Here is a 22,418-nt window from a genome sequence, read left to right as displayed (position 1 = left end):
GTTGCCACTAACACCATACAAAAATGAAAAAGTATTTCGTAATCATTATATTTTTGCAAGCAATCTTTGTCAGCTCGTTTGCACAAAGCAAGCCCAATTATTGGGATGATGTACAAACCATCAAGCGTTACGATCAAATGTTTAAGCCACCCGTAAATCCGGTTTTGTTTATTGGTAGCTCATCCATACGAAAGTGGGATGATTTAACACAGGTTTTTGCAAAATACAATGCATTAAATAGAGGAATTGGAGGTGCAGTTACGAATGATATTACTTTTTATTTGAATGATTTGGTGTTTCCTTACCAACCGCGTCAAATTGTAATCTATGTAGGGGAAAATGATTTGCCAGATGAAAAAACCAACGCCGATAGCGTTTTAAATAGAACCGTTAGACTTTTCAAAGGTATTAGAGCTAAACTCCCAAATGTGCCAATTGCCTACATTTCCATTAAGCCGAGCCCCAGCAGAGCCAAATTCCAGGATAAGGCTGTGGCCTCAAACCTATTGATTAAGGAATTTTTGGCTGGCGAACAGAATACCGTTTTCATCAATATATTTCCACTTATGCTTACCAAAGATGGAAACTTAAGACCTGAATTGTTTGTGGGAGATCAGTTGCATATGAACGCGGAGGGTTACGCCATTTGGAAAAAGGCCGTTGAACCATACTTGATTAAAAAATAGCGGTGGTTTTCTGCAATAGCGTCCCAAAGTAGTAAAGGTGTACGCTACGCCCAGCCTTTCAACACATTGTGAAGAGAGGGCAGTGTTCTATATATGTTAAGATTTAAACGTATTGAAATAAAAGGATTTGTATTTTGTACATTTGGCAACCAACTCGTAAATAGATTTTTAACTGGTATGCCAATAAAATATTACTTAGCATTTTTTCTTGTCCCTTTTCTTTTCAATACAGCTTCGGCTCAGAATAAATATACCTTAAGCGGTACCATCCGCGATGCAGCAACCGGGGAAACCTTAATTGGAGCAACGGTAAAAGTTACAGGTGCAACCGCTGCGGGTACATTAACCAATGGCTATGGTTATTTTGCAATTACCCAAACAGAAGGAGCTTATACCTTAACGGTAAGTTATACCGGCTATCTTCCAATTACCAAAACCATCAATTTAAATAAAGACACCAAACTAAACGAGGAACTTAAATCTGTTAATGATTTGGCAGAGGTTACCATAAGCGCCAATAATCGCAAAAACGAAAATGTAAAAAGCGCGCAAATGGGGTTGGAGCGGGTAGATATGAAATCGCTCAACAGCATCCCGGTTTTATTGGGTGAAAAAGATATTTTAAAAACCATTCAGTTGCTTCCAGGGGTAAAATCAGGGGGTGAAGGCAATACAGGCTTTTACGTACGTGGGGGTGCAGCCGATCAAAACTTAATCATTTTAGATGAGGCTGTTGTGTACAATTCTTCACATTTATTGGGCTTCTTCTCTACTTTTAATGCAGATGCCATTAAAGATGTGAGCTTGTATAAAGGTGGAATGCCTGCCCAATATGGCGGAAGATTATCTTCGGTATTGGATGTGAAAATGGATGATGGGAACAATAAAGAATTTAAGTTTCAGGGTGGCATCGGTTTAATTGCTTCGAGATTAAAGGCTGAAGGACCAATTGTAAAAGATAGAGGCTCGTTCATGGTTAGTTTCCGCCGAACCTATATTGATCTATTTTTAAGGGCATCACCAGATTCATCCATCAACGGCAGTACCTTAAACTTTTACGACATTAACGCGAAAGCGAATTACAAAATTAACGATAAGAACACCATTTACATCTCAGGTTATTTTGGTAAAGATAATATTGGCGTTAAAGATTTATTCGAAAATAATTGGGGAAATGTAACCACCACCATCCGTTTAAACCACATATTTAGTGACCGATTGTTTTCCAATACCTCGCTTATTTACAACAATTACAACTACACCGTTCGCCTGTTAAATGATGTAACCAATTTTAAGGCGACCTCTTTAGTGCGCGATTTTAACTTTAAAGAAGACTTCCAATATTTCAGCAATAAGCATGCACTTCGTTTCGGTTTAAATGCCACACATCATCGCATATCGCCAATTGACATCACCACCAGTCAAGAATCGCAAGTAAACTCCTTAACACAAGAAAAGCGTTATGGGTTGGAAACGGCCGCCTATGTATCTGATGAATGGGCCGTAACCGATAAACTAAACTTTTTATATGGCATTCGTTTAGCGGCTTTTTCTTTATTAGGTCCTGGTAATTTTAGTCAATACGACCCATCTGGAAACATCATTTCGACAGAAAATGTCGCAAGCGGGAAATTTTATAAAAACTATTTCAATTTAGAACCTCGTTTTTCGGTCAGTTATTTGTTTAACGAGCAGAATTCAGTAAAGGCATCATATAACCGAAACACACAAAATATCCACATTTTAACTAATGCCACATCTAGCTCACCAACAGATCAATATGTATTGAGTAGCAACAACATTAAACCAGAAATTGCTGACCAGGTGGCTTTAGGTTATTTCAAGAATTTGGATGAAAACAATTATGAATTTTCGGGTGAGGTGTATTATAAATGGCTTCAAAATCAAATCGATTATAAAAATGCCGCACAGTTGTTGGCCAATTCAAATGTAGAGTCTGAATTACTTTACGGTTCGGGCAGAGCGTACGGCTTGGAATTATTTTTTAAAAAGAAATTCGGTAAACTTAACGGATGGGTGGGTTACACGCTATCCAGAACGGAACGTAAGTTTACAGAACTCAATAATGGTAATTACTTTCCGGCAAGGCAAGATCGGACACACGATATATCGGTTGTTGGGATTTATAACTTGAACAAGCGCTGGACATTTTCATCAAGCTTTATTTACAGTACAGGGAATGCAGTTACTTTTCCAGCAGGGAAATATGTCATTAACAATCAAACGGCTTATTACTATACCGAAAGAAACGCAGGCAGAATGCCTTACAATATGCGTTTGGATTTGAGTGCTACGCTTGAAGGTAAAAATAGGGGCAGATTCCAATCTAGTTGGAATTTTGGCGTTTATAATGCATTGGGTCGTAAAAATCCATATTCAATAGAATTTATTAACGACCCGAACGATCCGAGTAGAACGGTTGCCGAGCAAACCTCCTTATTTGGTATAATTCCTTCCATTACTTGGAATTTTAAATTTTAACTAGACATGAAAAAAATTATCATATATTTTTCCATTTTAAGTTGCTGCTTTATCTCTTGCAAAAAAATTATTGAAGTAGATACCAACAACGCTGAAGCACAAATTGTAATTGAAGGAAAGATTACGGATAAACTTGCAGATCAGCAGGTATTAATCAGTAAAACAGTAGGTTACAGTGATAAAAGCATCTTTCCAAATGTTTCTGGGGCTGTTGTTATGGTTACAGACGATAAGGGCAGTAGATATACTTACATTGAGAAATCTCCTGGGGTTTATGTCCAGGCCATGCGGGGCATTCCGGGCAATACCTATACTCTTACGGTAACTGTAGAGGGAAAAACCTATACTGCAAGTTCCAAAATGCCCAATAACGTTAAGCTAGATTCTGTGGGGGTAACGGTAAATTCTTTTTTTGGCAATGAGCGTAAAATTGCTGCGGCTTACTTGGTAGATCCGGCCAACGAAACAAACTTTTATCACTTTAATTTATACGTGAACAATTCATTTTCTAAGCGTATTTATGTGAGTAATGATCGCCTAACCAATGGAAATAAACTACGCACACAATTGTACTATTCGGAAGATGATGATAACGACACTGGATTAAAAACAGGTGATAAAATTAGTGTAGAAATGGAGTGCATTGACAGCAATATCTTCGATTATTGGTATGCGCTTAGTCAGCAATCTGGCCGTGGTCCAAATCAAGGTACTACACCCGCTAATCCAACATCAAATATATCAAACAATTCTTTAGGATATTTTAGCGCACATACTTTTCAAAAGATAAATATCACCGTGCCTTAGGCGTACAATTGAATAACCTTATTTCATCTCAAATCATTTAAAACACCTCGAAAATTACATTGTTAATTCAAGATGAAAGTATTTATCAGCGGAAATATTGCACCAATTGGCTTAAAACAATTGGGAGAACATAACATCGAAATTACACAGTGGAAAGAGAAACGCCAAATAACTGCCAATGAGTTGATTGAAGCTTGCCAAAATCAAGACGGTTTAATTAGCGTTGGTCCAAACAAATTGAATGCAGATTTTTTAAACGCCTGTAAACATCTAAAAGTGATTGCTTTACATTCTGTTGGTTTTGACCAAGTAGATGTAATAGAAGCGAAAAAATTGAACATTGCAATTGGCAACACGCCTGGCGTTCTCAGCGGGGCTACAGCCGATACTGCTTTTTTGTTAATGTTGGCCGTTTCTAGGAAGGCATTTTACTTGCATAAAAAAATTGTTAAAGGCCAATGGAAAAATTATGAGCCTACACCAGAACTTGGAATAGAACTAAAGGGCAAAACACTTGGCATTTTTGGCATGGGCAACATTGGCTTGGAAATGGCGAAAAAATGCATTGGTGCTTACCAAATGGACGTGATTTACCACAATAGGAGCCAGAACCGCGATGCAGAAAAGGCGATAGGTGCTATATATGTATCCTTTGAAGAGCTCATTGCTCAAAGTGATGTGTTGTCCGTTCATACAGCCTTAACAAATGAAACAAAAGGTAAATTTAATATGAAGGTATTTAAACAGATGAAACCAGAATCTATTTTTGTAAATACGGCGAGAGGTGGTATTCATAATGAAGCGGATTTGATTGAGGCTTTGGAATCTGGTTTGATTTGGGGCGCTGGTTTAGATGTTACCAATCCAGAACCTATGCATGCTGATAACCCATTGCTAAATATGGAGAATGTAGCGGTATTGCCTCACATTGGCTCTGCTACCAAAGAGACCAAAAGTGCCATGGCAGAAGTGATCGTTAAAAATATTGTAGCGGGTTTAAACGATCAGAAATTACCTCATCAAGTAGATTAAAATTAGGTTAGATAGGCGAGAGGACGGATCTCTTAATCCTGATTTTACCTTAGTAAAGGGTTGTCATTTCCACAATAATGGTTAAATCCTTGAATTGCTAATTTAAAGTTCTCTCCGTTCCGCTGCTCTGCAGTCGAGATGAGGGTTACGGAAGATGCGCCCCGAAAGAGATGACACGCTCAACAATTGTCCTTTCCATCGTAGTTGGGAATCATTTAAATATGCTTTTTGATTTTAGTTTGAAGCTGGTCGAGAATTGTTTTCTCAACCATTGAGTTTTTTGATTTTAGTTTCTAGCTGGTCGAGAAATGTTTTCTCGACCATTGACCTGCGGATTTGTAATCCGCCCAAAGCCTATCCCAGGGTACCACGAAAAATACATTCTATTGATTTACTTAACGGTATATCTAAAGATAGATCTCCCCAAATTTCCGCTTGCATCAATAACAAGCTGGTCGAGAAATGTTTTCTCGACCATTGACCTGCGGATTTATAATCCGCCCAAAGCCTAGCCCACCAAACCCAAAAAATACATCCTATTGATTTACTTAACGGTATATCTAAAAATAGATCTTCCTAAATTTCCACTCGCATCAATACCCTCTACAATAACTTTATATTGTCCGCGTCCATCCGCATTATAGAATTCAAATGATGAATTTCCTGTTACATCGGTTACAACCTTTGGATTCCAATAAATTGTGGTTCTTAAATCGCTTCTATTTGTGCTTGCAGGTGCGTCGTATTTTGGAGAATAGAATTGTTTTTCTTTATTATAACCTTGTGGCGAAAAGCTAACCTCGTAATTCTTCGGCAACATATCCAAAAGCTGCGATTTGGAAATCTTAGTTCCCTTAGGTGCTTTTTTCTGGTTGATTACAATTACACCGTTAATGTTATTTGCTCTGTTCACCAAGCCCAATTCATCTCTTAAAAAAACTTCTATCGACTCAATTTCATTCGGATTCAAAGTGCTAATTTGGTTTGCATCTACGTTCATTCCATTGATAAAAATACCCATCGGCACTCTTCCACCGGCATTATAATCTCGGGTTACATAAAAAATATTATCCATAAAGGTAACGCCTGGCAACATGGTTGATAAACAATTAATCAGCAAGTTACATCCCTGTAAACGATCTCCTGAGATTTCATGATCTGCCACTTGGCTTAAGCCCGATAATGCTGGATAATCTTTATGGCTAACCTTTGGCACGGCCGCCGCTTTAATGGTTACATCTTTAAGGGTGTGCAAATAAGCATACTGTTTTTTGCTATTATCCAAATAGGTATTTAATGCGCTATCGATATTCAAAACTTCATCGGCTGCACTAAAATTTCCGGTAATTGATGGAACAGGAGAACCAGTAAGACTCAATACCATAGCTTTGTAATTTACATTGTATTTTGCCGAAATGGTTACTTTTGATGAATCATTAAAAACCAAGTTCTGGAATTTAAAATTTCCAACTGGATCTGTAGTCCCCTCTAAATTAAAGCGTTTATCAGGGATGGTAAGCAACAGTGCACCCTTTCTAACTGGGATGCCATTTGCCATTCGCAGGATCCCAGAAATTTGAATCCCTTGCTCGGGTAGGAAATCTATCTTAGGAGTTTTGTTGGCTAAAATATCAGAATAAGAAAACGTGCGATACCCCTGTGTGAGCAAAAGCACGTCCAAATCGGCAACTTTTTTTGCATCAGGTGTATTGAAATAATAGTTAGGCTTTTCTATGTAACCCTTAACATCGCTGCTCAATAACAAACCCGTTAAAATTGTAGTCGAGGCATCATCATTAAAAGGTACTTTAGTTTCATCGATTACAGAGACAGAGAAATTGCCTTCTACCGGAGCACCATCTTTCTTGGCAGTTAGATTAATTTTTACTTTTTTCTTAATCCCATAAGTTGCTAGCGGACTCGTTACCCCTAACGTTAAACCAGTTTTTTGTTGCACAAATACAATTCGTTCGCTTAGCGGCTTACCGTTTTCGGCAAATAAGGTAAACTGGGCTATGCCTGCCGGGAATTTAGATTTTAGAATGGTGGTGCTGTATTCTTTATTTGATAATGCAGTTTGTGCGCCATAACAAATTACGCCCTTGCTTTGAGCAATCAAATAGAATTTCTTACCTTGATTTTGTTGAAAGAAGCCATCATTTGAGGCTATTTTAACCGCAATATGATCTGGATTGCTATTATCTATGTTAATGCCGATTCCATTTTCAGTAACAGGAGGTAGGTTATAATTTTGCGTTGAACCATCAGAATAGGTAACACTGGCCTTATAGGTTTTGCCCGCCTCAGCTAAGAGTTGGAAAGAACCCATGCCCAAGTGTTGCGCCGAAAAGTTGGCCACTTGCTTGCCATCATTATCCGTAACTGTTCCTTTGGCAGCTATTCCAAGTCCATCGCTTTTTAGGGCTTTAAAAGCAACTTTAGTTGTTAGGCCTGCAATTAAATTTCCGCCTTCGGGGAAAAATTGAAAATCTTTACTGATGATGGCATTTTTGAGCCTAAAACTGGTCGTTGCAACATCTTTGTCGGTGGTATTGATCGTTGTTACCAATTCGCCTTTTTGTAATTGATACTCGGCTTTTTGGGCGGCACTCATGGCAATGGTTAAGAAACCATTTGCATCAGTGGTACCTCGGCCTTTGGCAATAACGGTATAGCTGGTTACCACTTGCCAGGTTACATTTTTGTTGGCGTAAGGTTTATTGTTTGCATCCTTAAACTGAACTCTGGCATCTATTTTTTCCTGCTTATCCGTTGATGTATTTTTGTAAGAAATTTGTGTTTTTAGTTCTTTATCAATGGCCTCACCAATAAAAAAGGTTTTATTAAAAAAGGCCGGACTTTCGAAATTCAGCATCCATAAAGTATAAGCTCTGATGTGGTAATTGCCCTGTTTGTAGTTTATTTGATCTAAGGGGAAGTTGCCATAAGCCATACCACCCACAATAGGTAATTTTAGGGTCTGGATTAAAGAGTCTTGTTGGTTAATAACATCAACATAAATAATTTTACTTATGCCCGATAAGAAGTTCTGATTTTCGGTAACATAAGCCTTAAACCAAACGGTATCAGCAACTGCGTAGTAAGGTTTATCAAAATGAAGATAGATTTTCTCGGCAGGGTAATCGTTTAAAACTTTGTTGGTTTTTGTAATAAGCGAGTTGATACTGATGGTATCGGTTTGAGCCGAAGAGGAGAAGTTTAGTACAGATACAAGCGTAAATATGATAAGCGATATTCTAAAAATCTTCATGAACTGGAAATTAAATACTGAAGATGTAAATATATCCAATTAAAAATAGAGCACCTAAAATGTACCCATGTTTAACATTTTTTTACATAACCTAGGGTAGCATTTCAAAAGTCACAATCATTTTTAAAAGTTTAATTGCGTTTGTAAATATTGCATTGTTACTTTTATGCCCATTTAAAAATAAAGTTTTGCTTGCTGTCATTATTTTGGTTTATGATACCGCCTCTCTTTTAGTGGGGATCAACTACCCATCCGCCATGGTACCAGTTATTATGTACCATTATTTAAGACCTATCTATTGTTTCGCGAAGACACGAAAGAAGGCCCCGGCATTAAAGCAAAACGGACCAATAAATTGGCCCGTTTCAAAATGGTACATTGGGATGTAAATACCTTTTAAAAAATCTAAGATCCTAAAATAAATTCATCACGACTTTCTATAAAAGTCTTTTAAAGCTCCACCGTCATTCTGAATGTGTTTCAGCATCCTAATGGCTGTTGTTTTGCTTCGGTTTTCTCCCTTAGCAATTCGACTAGCCTTGATGTTATTTAAATTCGATTAGGAACTCATTAAGCGGTTTGCGCACTTTTTTAAGGTTTGCCAACCAATCGTTAGCCTCGTCTCTATAGCCTAATGGCAATAAAGTAACACTTTTTAAACCTTTTTCCTTTAGGCCAAGAAGTTGATCTAAAGAAGGCCCATCGAAACCTTCCATTGGAGTGGCATCAACTTTAAGCACAGCGGCTTCTGCAATGGCAATACCAAAAGCGATATACGCCTGACGAGCTGCATGTTCAAAGTTTTCTTCGGCTGATTTGGATAAGATCGTTTTTTTTAATTGTGCCTTGTAATCATCTGTAGTGTTTAAAGGCAATCCACGCTCTGAATTCATTCTATTGAAAACACCATCGATGCCTTCTTCAGAATAATTTTCTTGAGCAGCAAAAATCAACAAGTGAGATGAGTCAATAACTTGAGATTGATTGTAAGCAATTGGTGCAATTTTTTCTTTAAGCTCTTGATTGGTTACTACGATAACTTTAAATGGCTGTAAGCCAGATGAAGTTGGTGCCAATTGGGCTGCGTGGATAATTTGATCAACTTTTTCCTGGTCAACAGGCTGACCATTCATTTTTTTAGTGGCATAACGCCAGTTAAGGGCATCTATTAAACTCATGTTCGTGATATTAATTTCAAAATTTATGAAGCAAATATCACCATTAACTTACAGGTGTTTGTTGATGTATGGTAAGAAAGTAACCGAAGGTTATGGAGTTTTGAATTTCAAATCACTTCTTACAGGAAAATGATCGGATAGTTTGGCTTGAGTAATGTTGTAATTTAATACTTCTAAATCTTTGGTACATGCAATGTAATCAATTTGGAAGTTTGGAAATTTGCCGTTATAGGTTTTTCCAAAGCCGGAGCCTTTAATAGTAAAGGTATTATTTAAACCTTTTGTTATCTGATTAACCACGTATGATGCAGGGGTATCATTAAAATCGCCAGCAATAAAATAAGGGATTTTACAATTCGCCATTTCGGTTTTCATAATATCTACTTGGCCACTCCGCTCTTCAAATGCATATTTTAACATGCTTAAAATCCGTTTCGATGCAAAGAGTTTTCCCCGCGTTTTTTTCGTTAGCTGATCTATAAATTGATAATCTTGCGGCTGAAAACTAATGGACTGAAAATGCACATTAAAAACCCGCAATAGCTTACCATTAATATCCACATCGGTGTAGATGCTCATGTTATCGCCATTGGCTTGAAAAAGAATATCGCCTTTATTTTTAATTGGATATTTTGAAAAGATGGCTAAACCAAAGGCTTCATAATCATTTTTGTTCGCCGGTCTAAAATAGTAATATTTGGTATTCAGCAGGCGCTTTAAGCTATCAATAGTATTAAAGTCTCCCTTGTAGCGGGTGTAAAATTCTTGGAAGCAAATGATGTCAGGATTTTGATCTTTTACTACTTGTAGCATTTTCTCTTTGTCAGAACGGGTATTATCTTCTCCAAAAAGTTTAAAACTGTGCACATTGTAAGTCATTACGCGAACGCTTCCCTCCACTTTTTCTGCGCTTCCAGTATCACCACCAAATCCAAAAGTAGAATAAACGGTTTTATAGCCGATGGCAATGATGAAGAATGTAACTAGCACCAACAGCCATTTTTTTCTTAAAGCCCACCACAGCAAGAAAATAACATTAAAGAAAAGCATAAAGGGATAGGCCAAACCAAAAAAGGCAACGAGAATGTTTTTTCGAGGGTCAACACCAGCCGCCAAAGTCCCGATAAAAAGAGAAATAGCCAATATAATTGCAATTGGCAAGATTATTTTATCAATGAAAGTGTATTTCTGTTTTGCCATTAATCTTTACTTGCCTTGAATAATTTTTCTTTTTCTGTTGCTGTCAAAGTATCATAACCTGATGTAGATATCTTATCTAGAATCGCATCTATTTCTTGTTGAGAAACGCCTTTGAAGCTTTCTTTTTTAATAGGTTTTTCGTTTTTTACCACCCTCATTTTAGGTTTGCGTTCAAATATCTTACTCCAATCATTTCCATTTTGAAGGCTTTTGATGAAAACGAAACCTAAAATTGCACCACCAATATGCGAGAAATTTCCACCCTCATTACCCGATCCGATGGTAATAAAATCTAAAGCGAAATAAGCAATTGCAATCCACTTAATTTTTACCTCACCTATCAGCAGCAGCATGATGGTATAGTTTGGAACTAGAGTAGCGGTTGCGGTGATAATGGCCATCACAGCGGCAGATGCGCCAATAATGGTAGCGTTTGATAAGCTGGCGCTAAAAACAGGGAAAACGTTTAATGCCGCAACAGCAAATAAGCCCCCAAAAATACCACCTGCTAGGTAAACAAAATGAAACTGCCGGCTTTTTAAAAAATTCATAAAGATGCTCCCGAACCAATACAATCCGAGCATGTTGAAGAAAATATGAAAAATGCCAGCATGAAAAAACATATACGTAACCACCGTATAAAAACGGGCAGGTAATTCTGATAAGGCTACCGGTAGGGCAACAAAATCTTGTATGAGTATTTCAGTACTTAAAACCCGACCACCAAGGTAAAATATAACAGCGGTTATAGCAACCAATAAAAACACGATGGTATTTAACCCGATGTAGAAAAATGGTGGGTTACCCGAACGGAATACTTTGTAAATTAAATCTTTAAAGAAGTTATTATTCATAAAGCGTATAAAATGTATCGTTCTTGTCTTTCCAAATTTTAACCAAAATAAACCCGATTAAGGCTCCACCTAGGTGAGCATAATGGGCTACCGAGTCTCCTTCGAATTGATTAACACCTAAAAATAATTCAATTAAAATATAAATTGGGATGATATATTTTGCCTTAACGGGAATTGGTATAAACATGATGAGTAATTCTGCATTTGGATACAGCATACCAAAGGCAACCAACAAGCCAAATATAGCACCAGAAGCACCGAGCATTGGGCTAAAATAAATTTCAGATAGCAAGTTATACTCCGCTTTAGTTTTTGGTACGTAAGTGGAAATATTGGAAATTAAATGACCAACTGTGTTGTAAATCTCATAAGTTTGAACCGCCCATTGCAGTGCCAATGCACCCAAACCGGTAACGAAATAAAAAATTAAAAACTTTTTGGCGCCCCATTTAGTTTCTAGCACACTTCCAAAGCTATATAACGCAAACATGTTAAATATGATATGGAAATAATCAACTGGACTATGCATAAACATATAAGTAATCGGTTGCCAAAGTCTAAATTTTTCCGAGCCAAAATAATAAACCGCAAACCAATCTACCAGTGGATAACCTCCATTAGGATGGAAAACCAATGTTGCAATAAAAAATAAAATATTAATAATCAGCAGGTTTTTAACTACTGGTGGTAAATGTATGTTGTTCATTTATTGTGGTTGTAATGTGTTTTAAGCTTACTTTTCAAACTTTTTATCCAGCTCGGCTAGGGTAATGGTTTGTATAATTGGCTTTCCGGTAACGCTAAAGTTAGGGGTTTTACAGGCAAAAAGTTCATCAATTAATGTATTGATTTCTTCCTGACTTAAAGTTTTACCCGCTTTAATGCTGCTGTTTTTGGCCAAACTTCTAGCTAAGCTATCGCGTTTACTTAATTTTAATTCTTGTTGCGAGTTTTTAAAACCCTCAATTAACTGTTCAAACAATTGGGTTTCATTTACATTAGTGCTGCCCAAATCAACAGGAATTCCTTCAACAACTAAAGTGTTTTTGCCAAATTCTCTTACATCAAAGCCTAGGCTTTTAATATCATCCAATAGGCTCTTGGCCAACTCAAAATCGTTGGCATTGAGTGTAATGGTTTGAGGAAACAAACTTTGTTGCGATGCTCCTTTTCGATCTTCAAGATGTACGACAAAACGTTCGTAAAGGATTCTTTCATGTGCCATTTGCTGATCGATAACCATTAAACCCGATTTAATCTGCGAAACAATATAACGATTGTGCAATTGCATATATTGCTTCTGCTTGGTTTCTGTAATGGCGTCATCCGTATAAAAAGAAGTTTGCTCTGCTACAGGCTCTTGCGTAATTTCATAAAGCGAGCCCCAATTTTTGGCACTCGGCTTGGCCTCGTAATTTCTGCTGGAAGATGAATATCCAGAAGTAGAACTTTTATCGGTAGCGAAAGGATTAAAATCTGGATTGAAATTGATACTTGGCGGAACAATATCTTCAACCGCCTTCTGCGTAATCATGTTACTGAAACCTGTTTCCTGGTCAAAATCCAAGGTTGGCGAAATGTTATAACGCCCAATGGATCGCTTTACAGCCGATTTTAAAATCGCATAAATGGACTTTTCATCTAAATACTTGATTTCAGTTTTAGTCGGGTGAACGTTCACATCAATTTTAGCCGGATCAATTTCGATAAACAAAACGTAAAGCGGATAGCTGTCATCAGGCAATAAATCTTCAAAAGCCGAGCTTACCGCATGGTTTAAATAAGGATCTTTTATAAAACGATTGTTTACAAAAAAGAACTGCTCGCCTCGAGTTTTCTTGGCAAAAGCAGGCTTACCGATATAGCCTTTTAAGTTGATGATGGTCGTTTCTTCTTCAACCGGCACCAAACGTTCGTTGTAGTTGTTGCCAAAAAGATGAACAATTCTTTGCTTCAAATTACCTTTTGGGAGGTTGAAAATTTCCAAACCATCGTGGTGCAGGCTAAAAAACACATTTGGATGGGCAAGCGCAACCCGCTGAAATTCATCGATGATATGACGCATTTCTACCGGATTACTTTTCAGAAAATTTCTCCTTGCTGGAGTATTGAAAAATAGATTCTTGATTGCAATTTGTGTTCCCGGCGATGTAGCAACAGGTTCTTGAGCGGTGACCTGGGCACCCTCGATGGTGATGCAGGTTCCGATTTCATCTTCATGCCTACGGGTTTTCATTTCTACCTGAGCAATTGCGGCGATAGAAGCCATCGCCTCGCCCCGAAAACCCATGGTGCGGATGGCAAACAAATCTTCGGCTTTTTTTACTTTAGAGGTTGCATGGCGCTCAAAACACATTCTGGCATCGGTAACACTCATACCACAACCATTGTCGATGATCTGAATGAGCGCCTTACCAGCATCTTTAATCACCAATTGAATTTTATCTGCACCTGCATCAATTGAATTTTCTAGCAACTCTTTTACAGCAGAAGCAGGTCTTTGAACAACTTCTCCTGCAGCAATTTGATTGGCAACAGCATCAGGCAATAGGTGGATAATATCAGTCATGTATTATGGCAAAGTGAATGTGCTAAATTATGTAAAATAAGCTTAAAGAATGGGCTTTGTTTAAAACTCAACACATAAATGACGCTAATAATTGGCAAGTGATTAATCTGTAACCCATTCTAATGTAAAGTCGAATTTACAAACACGAGTAAGTACATTTTTCTATCTTTATCAACATGAAATCCTTTTTAACCGCCCTAGCTGTTGTTGCCACACTCGCTTCTTGCAGCAATAAAAAACAAGTAGATACAATCGTTTACAACGCCAAAGTTTACACAGTGAACACTGCATTTGATACGGTTGAAGCTTTCGCGGTACAAAATGGAAAAATTTTGGCACTGGGTAAAACCGACGACATTAAAGGCGAATATTCAGCTAAAGAAGAGATTGATGCAGCTGGTAAGGCCGTTTACCCTGGGTTTATTGATGCCCATGCACATTTTTATGGTTATGGACAAAGCCTTCAAGCCGCAGATTTAAGAGAAACAAAATCTTGGGATGAAGTTTTAAAACGCCTAATCGATTTTGCAAAAGCCCATCCAGATGGTTGGTTAATCGGAAATGGATGGGATCAAAACGATTGGACAAACAAAGCTTTCCCAACCAACGAACAACTCACGGCCCTGTTTCCTAATCGCCCTGTTTTTTTAAATAGAATTGATGGACATGCGGCAATTGCAAATCAAAAAGCATTAGATGATGCGGGCATCAAGCAAGCCGAAAATTTAGTTGGTGGCGATATGCTCACACAAAACGGAAAACTAACCGGGGTTTTAATTGATAATGCCGTGGCTTTGGTAGAAAGTAAAATTCCATCTCCCGATGCGAAATTGGCAGAAAAAATATTTAGCGATGCGCAGGCAAATTGTTTCGCCGCAGGTTTAACCACGATTGATGATTGCGGTTTAGATTGGAGGGCAGTAGAATTTGTAGAGAAACTTCAAAAGGAAAATAAGCTTAAAATGCGCTTGTACATTATGCTCTCCGATAACGCAGAAAACTACGATTATCTTTTTAGTAGAGGAGCAATAAAAACGCCCCGCCTAAATGTTCGGGCTTTTAAGGTGTACGCAGATGGAGCTTTGGGTTCTCGTGGAGCCTGCTTATTGCATCCATATACTGATATGCCGAACAAAAGCGGTTTTCTGTTAAAAAACATTAAACATTACGAAGATGTGGCCGCAAAAATTGCTTCTGGCGGTTTTCAAATGTGCACTCACGCCATTGGCGATTCTGCCAACCGCGTAATCCTAAACATTTACAACAAGGTATTAAAAGGCAAAAACGATAAGCGTTGGCGGATTGAACACGCACAGGTGCTCAACAAAAATGATTTCGATTTATTTGGAAAAGCAAGCATCATTCCATCTGTACAGCCAACACATGCCACGTCTGATATGTATTGGGCAGGACAGCGATTGGGGCAAGCCCGATTAAAAGATGCCTACGCCTACAAGCAATTATTAAAGCAGAACGGTTGGATTCCACTCGGCACTGATTTTCCTGTAGAAAACATTAATCCTTTATTAACGTTTTATGCAGCAACGGTTCGTCAAGATGCTAGCGGTTTCCCTAAAAACGGATTCCAGAAAGAAAATGCACTTACACCTGAGGAAGCACTTCGTGGGATGACCATTTGGGCGGCCAAAGCAAATTTTGAGGAAAAAGAAAAAGGAAGTTTAGAAGTTGGCAAACTCGCCGATTTCGTAATTTTAGATCACGACATTTTAAAATCGACCCCACAAAACCTATTAAAAACCAAAGTATTAAAAACCTACCTGAACGGAGAAAAAGTATATGAAGCGAAATAGATTATTAATTCTGGCTGCCGCAAGTTTCTTTAATGTTTTATGTTTATTGGCCTGTGCTCAAGAACATGTAAGCAACGAGAAAAAACTATCCATAACCAATGCCATCACACAAAATACAGTTTTACTCAATAACCAAGATGCTACAATTCCGCTAACAAAGCTCGATAAAAAGAATATTGCCTCTGTAAGTTTAAGTTTTGCCTACAGCGCCACTTTTGATAGCCTGGCCAATAAATACGATAAAATTACCTCTTTCTCTGCTGATTCTTATAAAGACAGCCTTAATCTGAACGATTTAGAAGATGAACTGAAATACTTTAGTACGATAATCATCTCGGTTGACGATCAAAACGTGAGCAAAGAAAAGTATGTTAATTTTATAAACAGCATTAGTAAAAGCAAAGAAGTTATTGTTGCATTTTTTGGAAATGGTAATGCTTTAAAATCGCTAGATGCTTTAAACTCGCCTCTAATTTGGACCGCACAAAACAATGCCGATGCAGCTGCAGTAATTCCACAATACATTTTCGGGGGGATTCCCGCCACCAACAAACTTAAAAACAACCTTTCTGGGCGCTATACCGCTGGTTCGGGTTTTATAACAACAGCAACCAGATTAAAATATACCGTACCAGAAGATGCTGGAATAAACTCCAATAACCTCAAAGAGATTGATGCCATTGCTGCCGAAGCCATTTCCCAAAAAGCTACCCCGGGTTTGGTGGTATTGGTGGCAAAAGATGGCAAAGTAATTTTTAATAAAGCCTACGGAAACCATACCTACGATGATAATATCCCAGATAAAGTTACTGATATTTTCGACTTGGCATCGATAACCAAAGTCACGGCAACTACCCCTTCGGTGATGCGTCTTTTCGAAGAACAAAAATTGAAGCTTGACACTAATATTGGCGCTTACATTCCGAAGGCACGTACCACACCGATGAATAACATTCAAGTAAGAGAGGTGATGTTGCATCAAGCGGGTTTCATTCCTTACATTCCTTTTCATAATTACATTAAAACAGGCGATTATAGTCGCGATTCTTCAGCAGCCTTTCCAACAAAGGTTGCAGACAACTATTTCATAAAGAAGGGCTTTTTCAAAGATTTTATGTGGCCAAAAATGCTCAACTCACCAATTAAAACCCGTGGGCAATATGTGTATAGCGACATCAGCATGTATGTAATGAAAGATATTGTAGAGCACATTAGCGAAGTGCCCTTAAACCAATATGCTTACGAGAATTTTTATAAACCACTAGGCATGCAAACCGCAGGCTTCTTGCCAAGAAATCGGTTTAAGCAAGATCAAATTATCCCAACAGAAAACGATACCTATTTTAGAAAAACGCTATTAGTCGGCTTTGTACACGATCAAGGCGCAGCACTAGCAGGTGGAGTATCTGGACATGCAGGCTTATTTGCAAGCAGTAATGATATGGCCATATTCTATCAAATGCTTTTGAATCGCGGCACTTACGGCGGTGAAGAGTATTTTAAAACCTCAACAGTTGATATGTTCACTTCCAAACAATCCAATGTAAGTCGCAGAGGTTTAGGCTTCGACCGTTGGGATCCAGATAGCACCAAACATTATCCATCTAATTTAGCCTCACCGCAAACTTACGGACATACAGGATACACAGGAACTTGTGTTTGGGTAGATCCATCGAGAGGATTGGTTTATATATTTTTATCGAACCGTGTGAACCCAACCGTAACCGAGAAATTGTCCAATTTGAAAATAAGAGGTCGCATTCAAGATGTTGTAAACAAAGCGATTGATGATTCTAGAAAATAAGGAACACATTTGGGTAAATTAGCTTTACTGCAATATAAACCTCGTTAGTATGCTGAGTGCATAAGCTCAACCACCTGGCGGGGTTTTAAATTAAAAATGCAATTCCGCTGCGCTCCAGAGCGGTGCCGGATTAGACCATCGTCCTTTCGACCGCAGTGGAAAAATCTTTTAAGGAGATTCTTATTATTGGGTTCAAGGATCTCTCCATTCCGCTGAGCTCCATTTAAGATGATGGGTTAAAGACCCGAAAAGCGCTAATTTTTAATAAAATTACAGCTTGGAAGCCCCTTAAATTTAATCCTCTAGCAAGGTAACACAATCTGCACTTAATGCTTTCAACCTATCATTAAGTGTCGCCAAAGCACGATCATCTTTTATGTTTTTGTACAGTGCTTTAATCATACCAAGCGTTTCAACATCAGGATCACAAGCTTGCGACTTTTCTAAATATTTGGCCGTTTTCAAGCTTAGCGATTTAAATTCTTCAGAAGCTTTATTTCCTGCCGTTCCAGTTCCAGATTGATTAATTGTGGTTAACTTTTGCGCTAAATCTTTACATTTTTTATAGTACATAAAACCCAATGCACGGTAGGGAACATAATATCCAGGAGTAATTTTAATCGATTCTTCATAATACGGAACCGATTTTTCAATCTCACCATCTTCCTCATATAACCTACCCAAATGATAGTTCACATTTCCAAGTTGAGTTTTGCTAAGTTCTGATGAACGCTGTAACAAAGCAATGGCCTTTGCTTTCGCCTCTGGTTTTTCATCTGCATCCATCCTTACCTGAAGATAATCGAAGTACAAGTCTTTTATATCCTGCTTCTGTGCACAAGCAAAAGAAGAAAGTAGGAGCGTTAGATATGCGGTTAATAAAATGTTTTTCATAAGTAAATTAGAAATTGAAGATAGTGATGTTTGAGATGAATTAGCTAATCTAAGCTGTTTTAATCACGTATTCAATATTATTGATAAGATGTTGGCTTTTTCAGCGTGTACAACTGAGCGGATAAATCGCATTAAAAACCGAAAATATTCCCTGATAAAGTTCTGGAGTCATAACTTAACATGATAACAGGATGTATAAAGGAATAAGGAGAATACTCAAATATATAATTATGATTGAAAGCCCCATAATTTTTGAGTCCAAAAAAAAAGCATCGGTTTTTGGCCGACGCTTATTCTAAATACAGAAAGAGAAAATGCCAATCAATGGCGTATTTATTTTTTTAAACCAATTTCCCTTAACCTTTCGTCAAGGTATTCGCCGGCAGTCATATCGCTGTAAAGCTTAGGGTGTTCAGCATCAATTGTAGATGGTAAACTGGTTAAGTCCATATCGCTACGCGGATGCAAGAAAAACGGAACCGAGAAACGAGAAGTTTTCATCAATTCGCGAGGCGGATTAACCACACGGTGGGTGGTCGATTTTAGTTTGTTATTGGTTAAACGTTGCAACATATCGCCCACATTTACCACAATATCCGTATGATGCGCTTTAATCGGCAACCATTCATTGCTTCTGGTTAACACCTCTAAGCCATCGGCACTGGCACCAATTAACAAGGTAATTAAGTTAATGTCTTCATGAGCACCAGCACGCACCGCATCATCCGGAATAATTTCAGGATTTTCGATAGGGAAATAATGGATTCCGCGTAAAATGGAATTTCCATTGTGCACATGCTTATCGAAATAGTTAATCGGTAATTCTAAGTAAGTTGCAATGGCACGTAATAAATGCGTTCCATTTTCTTCTAGTTTCTTGTAAATGCTACCCGTAACCGCATTAAATTCAGGGAGTTCTTCCAAAATCTCATTGTCAGGATATTCATTTTTAACTGGATCGCCATCCGTAACTTCCTGTCCAATTTGCCAAAATTCTTTTAAATCGGGAGTTTTAGCCCCCTTTGCGGTTTCTTTGCCAGCACTTGTATATCCACGTTGTCCGGCAAGTTCAGGCTTTTCATATTTTCTTTTCGTTTCTAAAGGAAGCGCAAAAGCCGCTTTTATATTTTCGTAAAGTTTTTCTATCAAATCCTGACTTAAACCATGATTGGTGATCGTAACAAAACCAGAATCATTAAAGGCTCTTCCAAGTTCATCAGAAAATTTTTTGCGTTCTTCTTCCGATCCGTTGATGTACGAACCTAAATCTAAACAAGGGATATAGGGTGTAGACATGTTTTTTGAATTTTTATGTAGTACGAATTTAAAAAAGAATTGTTAATAAGTGCATTCCAAACAAAATTTTGATTTTCATTAAATTATAAATCAATACTTTAAGTTATTAACACTAACAGCAAAACACAAGAAATGTTAGATTGTCATGCAAAATCCATTATTAAGTCCTCACAAACTTTAGGAGATTTTATTTCGTAATATAGTAGAATTGAACCTCGAGTATTCAGAATCAGGGACAGTCAAAAATCAACACACAACATGAAAAAAATCATTTTAATTTTACTTGCCGTATTGGCCATAAATTCAGCCAATGCGCAAGGCAAAAAAACCGAGAAGGCAACCTTTGGTATGGGTTGTTTTTGGTGCACCGAAGCCATATTTCAAAAATTGAAAGGCGTGGTATCTGTTAAATCAGGTTATGAAGGTGGACAGTTGGAGAAACCGACTTACGAAGAAGTTTGTACAGGTTTAACCGGCCATGCCGAGGTTTTAGAAATTACCTATAACCCAATGGAGATTACCTATTCCGATTTATTAGAAGTTTTTTGGAAAAGCCACGATCCAACAACATTAAATCGTCAAGGTGCCGATAGCGGAACGCAATACCGATCGGTGATTTTCTATCACACACCAGAGCAAAAAGCTTTAGCCGAAAAGTATAAGACCGATTTAAACAAAACCAATGCCTATGGTAAAAAAGTGGTCACGGCGATAGAATCAGCTAAGCCATTTTACGTTGCTGAAAATTACCATCAAAATTACTACCTCAAAAATGGTAATGCACCCTATTGCAGATTGGTGATTTTACCAAAACTGGAAAAATTGGAGAAAGTTTTTAAAGCAAAGCTGAAAAATTAGAATCGCTAAATCATCCTATATACATCCCGCATCTGTTTAACAACAATGCGGGATTTTTATTTATAGCTTTAAAATAAACTTTAAATACCCCGAACCTTGTTTTTGATGAAATAATTGTCAATTAACCACATTCAAAAATTAAACCCTTAACCATTGCTGAAACTTTCCGATGGTAAATATTACATTTGCAATATGAATACTGGCTTACAGCTTTATAACACGCTTTCTCGTAAAAAAGAACTTTTTCAACCTCTAAACGCACCCAATGTTGGGATGTATGTATGTGGTCCAACCGTTTATAGCGATGTGCACTTGGGCAACTGTCGCACGTTTATGTCTTTCGATTTAATTTTTAGATACCTTAAATATTCGGGCTATAAAGTACGTTACGTACGCAACATAACCGATGCAGGGCATTTAGAGGGCGATCGGGATGAAGGGGATGATAAATTTGCCAAAAGAGCAAAGTTGGAGCAGCTGGAGCCCATGGAGATTGTACAAAAATACACATTGGGTTTCCACGATGTAATGCGGATGCTCAATACCTTGCCACCAAGCATCGAGCCTACAGCCACGGGGCACATCATCGAACAAATCGAAATGATTAAAATCATCATAGCCAATGGCTATGGTTATGAAGTAGATGGTAATGTTTATTTTGACGTAGAAAAATACAGCGAAAAATACAACTACACCATATTAACCAATCGCAATTTGGAAGATATGCTGGCCAATACAAGAGAACTTGGCGGACAAGATGATAAAAAAGGCCGTTTAGATTTTGCCTTATGGATTAAAGCAAAACCAGAAACCTTAATGCAATGGCAGTCGCCCTGGGGCATGGGTTTTCCAGGTTGGCATATCGAATGCTCGGCAATGAGTGCAAAATATTTGGGTGCCGAATTCGACATTCATGGTGGGGGAATGGATTTAGCCGCCACACACCATACCAACGAAATTGCTCAATCAGAAGCATGCAGTCACCATCAGCCTGCCCGTTATTGGATGCATACCAATATGCTTACCGTAAATGGTACGCGGATGTCAAAATCGGCAGGTAATGGATTTCTCCCTTTAGAATTATTTACAGGAGACCATCCACTGTTAAAAAAGGGCTATAGCCCGATGACGGTGAAGTTTTTTATGTTGCAAGCCCATTACCGCAGTACGCTAGATTTTTCTAACGATGCCTTAGATGCCTCAGAAAAAGGCTTCAGAAGGTTAATGGCTGCGGTAAACTTATTGGAAAAATTATCGGTTTCCGATCAGAACGAATTTGATATAGATGCAATAAAAGAAAAGTGCATTAACGCAATGAACGACGATTTTAATAGTCCGGTGTTAATTGCCGAATTGTTTGAAGCCGTTAGAATCATAAATACCGTTTACGATGGCAAAGGTAAAATTTCTGCTGACGCATTAGAGAAACTGAAAGCATTAATAAATGATTTCGTTTTCGATATTTTGGGCTTAAAAGATGAGGAAAGCGGAAATTTAGAGCTCAATAGCGTTTTAGAAATGGTTATCGAATTGCGTAAAGAAGCCAAAGAAAATAAAGATTATGCAACATCTGATAAAATCCGAATCGGTTTGCAAGAATTAGGAATACAATTAAAAGATGGTAAAGAAGGCACCACTTGGAGTAAAGCCTAAATT

Annotated in this window: 16 protein-coding genes; 8 read left to right on the top strand and 8 right to left on the bottom strand. The window is 37.9% G+C overall.

All coding sequences use genetic code 11. The annotated features are described in order from the left end of the window. Positions 1-23: 23 nt before the first annotated feature. From DHW03_RS07410 to DHW03_RS07395, 4 genes are all read left to right on the top strand, one after another. On the top strand, positions 24-686 hold the full coding sequence (locus tag DHW03_RS07410; protein ID WP_109925137.1) for a GDSL-type esterase/lipase family protein: 663 nt from the start codon (positions 24-26) through the stop codon (positions 684-686). Between the two features lie 177 nt (positions 687-863). After that, positions 864-3,188 (top strand): TonB-dependent receptor, encoded by a 2,325-nt coding sequence (locus DHW03_RS07405; RefSeq protein WP_109925972.1) that lies wholly within the window; start codon positions 864-866, stop codon positions 3,186-3,188. Between the two features lie 6 nt (positions 3,189-3,194). Next, the gene (locus DHW03_RS07400) at positions 3,195-3,995 is read left to right on the top strand and encodes a DUF4249 domain-containing protein (protein WP_109925136.1); all 801 of its coding nucleotides are present in this window, start codon (positions 3,195-3,197) and stop codon (positions 3,993-3,995) included. 72 nt (positions 3,996-4,067) lie between these two features. Then, the gene (locus DHW03_RS07395; RefSeq protein ID WP_109925135.1) at positions 4,068-5,027 is read left to right on the top strand and encodes a 2-hydroxyacid dehydrogenase; all 960 of its coding nucleotides are present in this window, start codon (positions 4,068-4,070) and stop codon (positions 5,025-5,027) included. Between the two features lie 544 nt (positions 5,028-5,571). On the opposite strand, the gene DHW03_RS07390 is transcribed toward DHW03_RS07395, so the two are convergent. The 6 genes from DHW03_RS07390 to mutL form a co-directional block, all read right to left on the bottom strand. After that, a complete protein-coding gene (locus DHW03_RS07390; RefSeq protein WP_240618492.1) occupies positions 5,572-8,298 on the bottom strand; it encodes an alpha-2-macroglobulin family protein in 2,727 nt (908 codons plus the stop codon). 545 nt (positions 8,299-8,843) lie between these two features. Then, complete coding sequence (locus DHW03_RS07385) at positions 8,844-9,476, bottom strand: NAD(P)H-dependent oxidoreductase (protein ID WP_109925134.1); 633 nt, start codon at positions 9,474-9,476, stop codon at positions 8,844-8,846. 90 nt (positions 9,477-9,566) lie between these two features. Beyond that, entirely contained in the window at positions 9,567-10,676 is a 1,110-nt protein-coding gene (locus DHW03_RS07380; RefSeq protein WP_109925133.1) for an endonuclease/exonuclease/phosphatase family protein, read from the bottom strand. Beyond that, positions 10,676-11,530: a rhomboid family protein gene (locus DHW03_RS07375; protein WP_109925132.1), complete on the bottom strand. Its 855-nt coding sequence runs from the start codon at positions 11,528-11,530 to the stop codon at positions 10,676-10,678. The genes DHW03_RS07380 and DHW03_RS07375 overlap by 1 nt, the downstream gene beginning before the upstream one ends. Beyond that, positions 11,523-12,236, bottom strand: coding sequence for a rhomboid family intramembrane serine protease (locus DHW03_RS07370; protein WP_109925131.1), 714 nt, complete (start codon positions 12,234-12,236; stop codon positions 11,523-11,525). Before DHW03_RS07370 ends, DHW03_RS07375 begins: the two co-directional genes overlap by 8 nt. A 27-nt stretch (positions 12,237-12,263) precedes the next feature. Further along, entirely contained in the window at positions 12,264-14,099 is a 1,836-nt protein-coding gene (gene mutL / locus DHW03_RS07365) for a DNA mismatch repair endonuclease MutL (protein WP_109925130.1), read from the bottom strand. 176 nt (positions 14,100-14,275) lie between these two features. Here mutL and DHW03_RS07360 point away from each other — a divergent pair, with 176 nt between their 5' ends. Both DHW03_RS07360 and DHW03_RS07355 read left to right on the top strand, forming a co-directional pair. Next, positions 14,276-15,910, top strand: a complete 1,635-nt coding sequence (locus DHW03_RS07360; RefSeq protein ID WP_109925129.1) for an amidohydrolase — start codon at positions 14,276-14,278, stop codon at positions 15,908-15,910. After that, a complete protein-coding gene (locus DHW03_RS07355; protein ID WP_109925128.1) occupies positions 15,897-17,714 on the top strand; it encodes a serine hydrolase domain-containing protein in 1,818 nt (605 codons plus the stop codon). Before DHW03_RS07360 ends, DHW03_RS07355 begins: the two co-directional genes overlap by 14 nt. A 294-nt stretch (positions 17,715-18,008) precedes the next feature. Here the strand turns inward: DHW03_RS07355 and DHW03_RS07350 are convergent, their stop codons facing one another. Both DHW03_RS07350 and DHW03_RS07345 read right to left on the bottom strand, forming a co-directional pair. Further along, complete coding sequence (locus tag DHW03_RS07350) at positions 18,009-18,608, bottom strand: hypothetical protein (RefSeq protein WP_109925127.1); 600 nt, start codon at positions 18,606-18,608, stop codon at positions 18,009-18,011. Between the two features lie 333 nt (positions 18,609-18,941). Then, on the bottom strand, positions 18,942-19,904 hold the full coding sequence (locus DHW03_RS07345) for an isopenicillin N synthase family dioxygenase (protein ID WP_109925126.1): 963 nt from the start codon (positions 19,902-19,904) through the stop codon (positions 18,942-18,944). 258 nt (positions 19,905-20,162) lie between these two features. On the opposite strand from DHW03_RS07345, the gene msrA reads away from it, so the two are divergent. Together msrA and cysS are read left to right on the top strand one after the other, a co-directional pair. Then, positions 20,163-20,762: a peptide-methionine (S)-S-oxide reductase MsrA gene (gene msrA / locus DHW03_RS07340; RefSeq protein WP_109925125.1), complete on the top strand. Its 600-nt coding sequence runs from the start codon at positions 20,163-20,165 to the stop codon at positions 20,760-20,762. Between the two features lie 192 nt (positions 20,763-20,954). Next, positions 20,955-22,415, top strand: coding sequence for a cysteine--tRNA ligase (gene cysS / locus DHW03_RS07335; RefSeq protein WP_109925124.1), 1,461 nt, complete (start codon positions 20,955-20,957; stop codon positions 22,413-22,415). Positions 22,416-22,418 lie beyond the last annotated feature (3 nt).

The sequence above is a fragment of the Pedobacter yonginensis genome (assembly GCF_003173595.1).
GTDB classification, from domain to species: Bacteria; Bacteroidota; Bacteroidia; order Sphingobacteriales; family Sphingobacteriaceae; genus Pedobacter; species Pedobacter yonginense.
The sequence above is the reverse complement of the archived record's forward strand: the minus strand, read 5'-3'. Positions and strand labels throughout refer to the sequence as shown.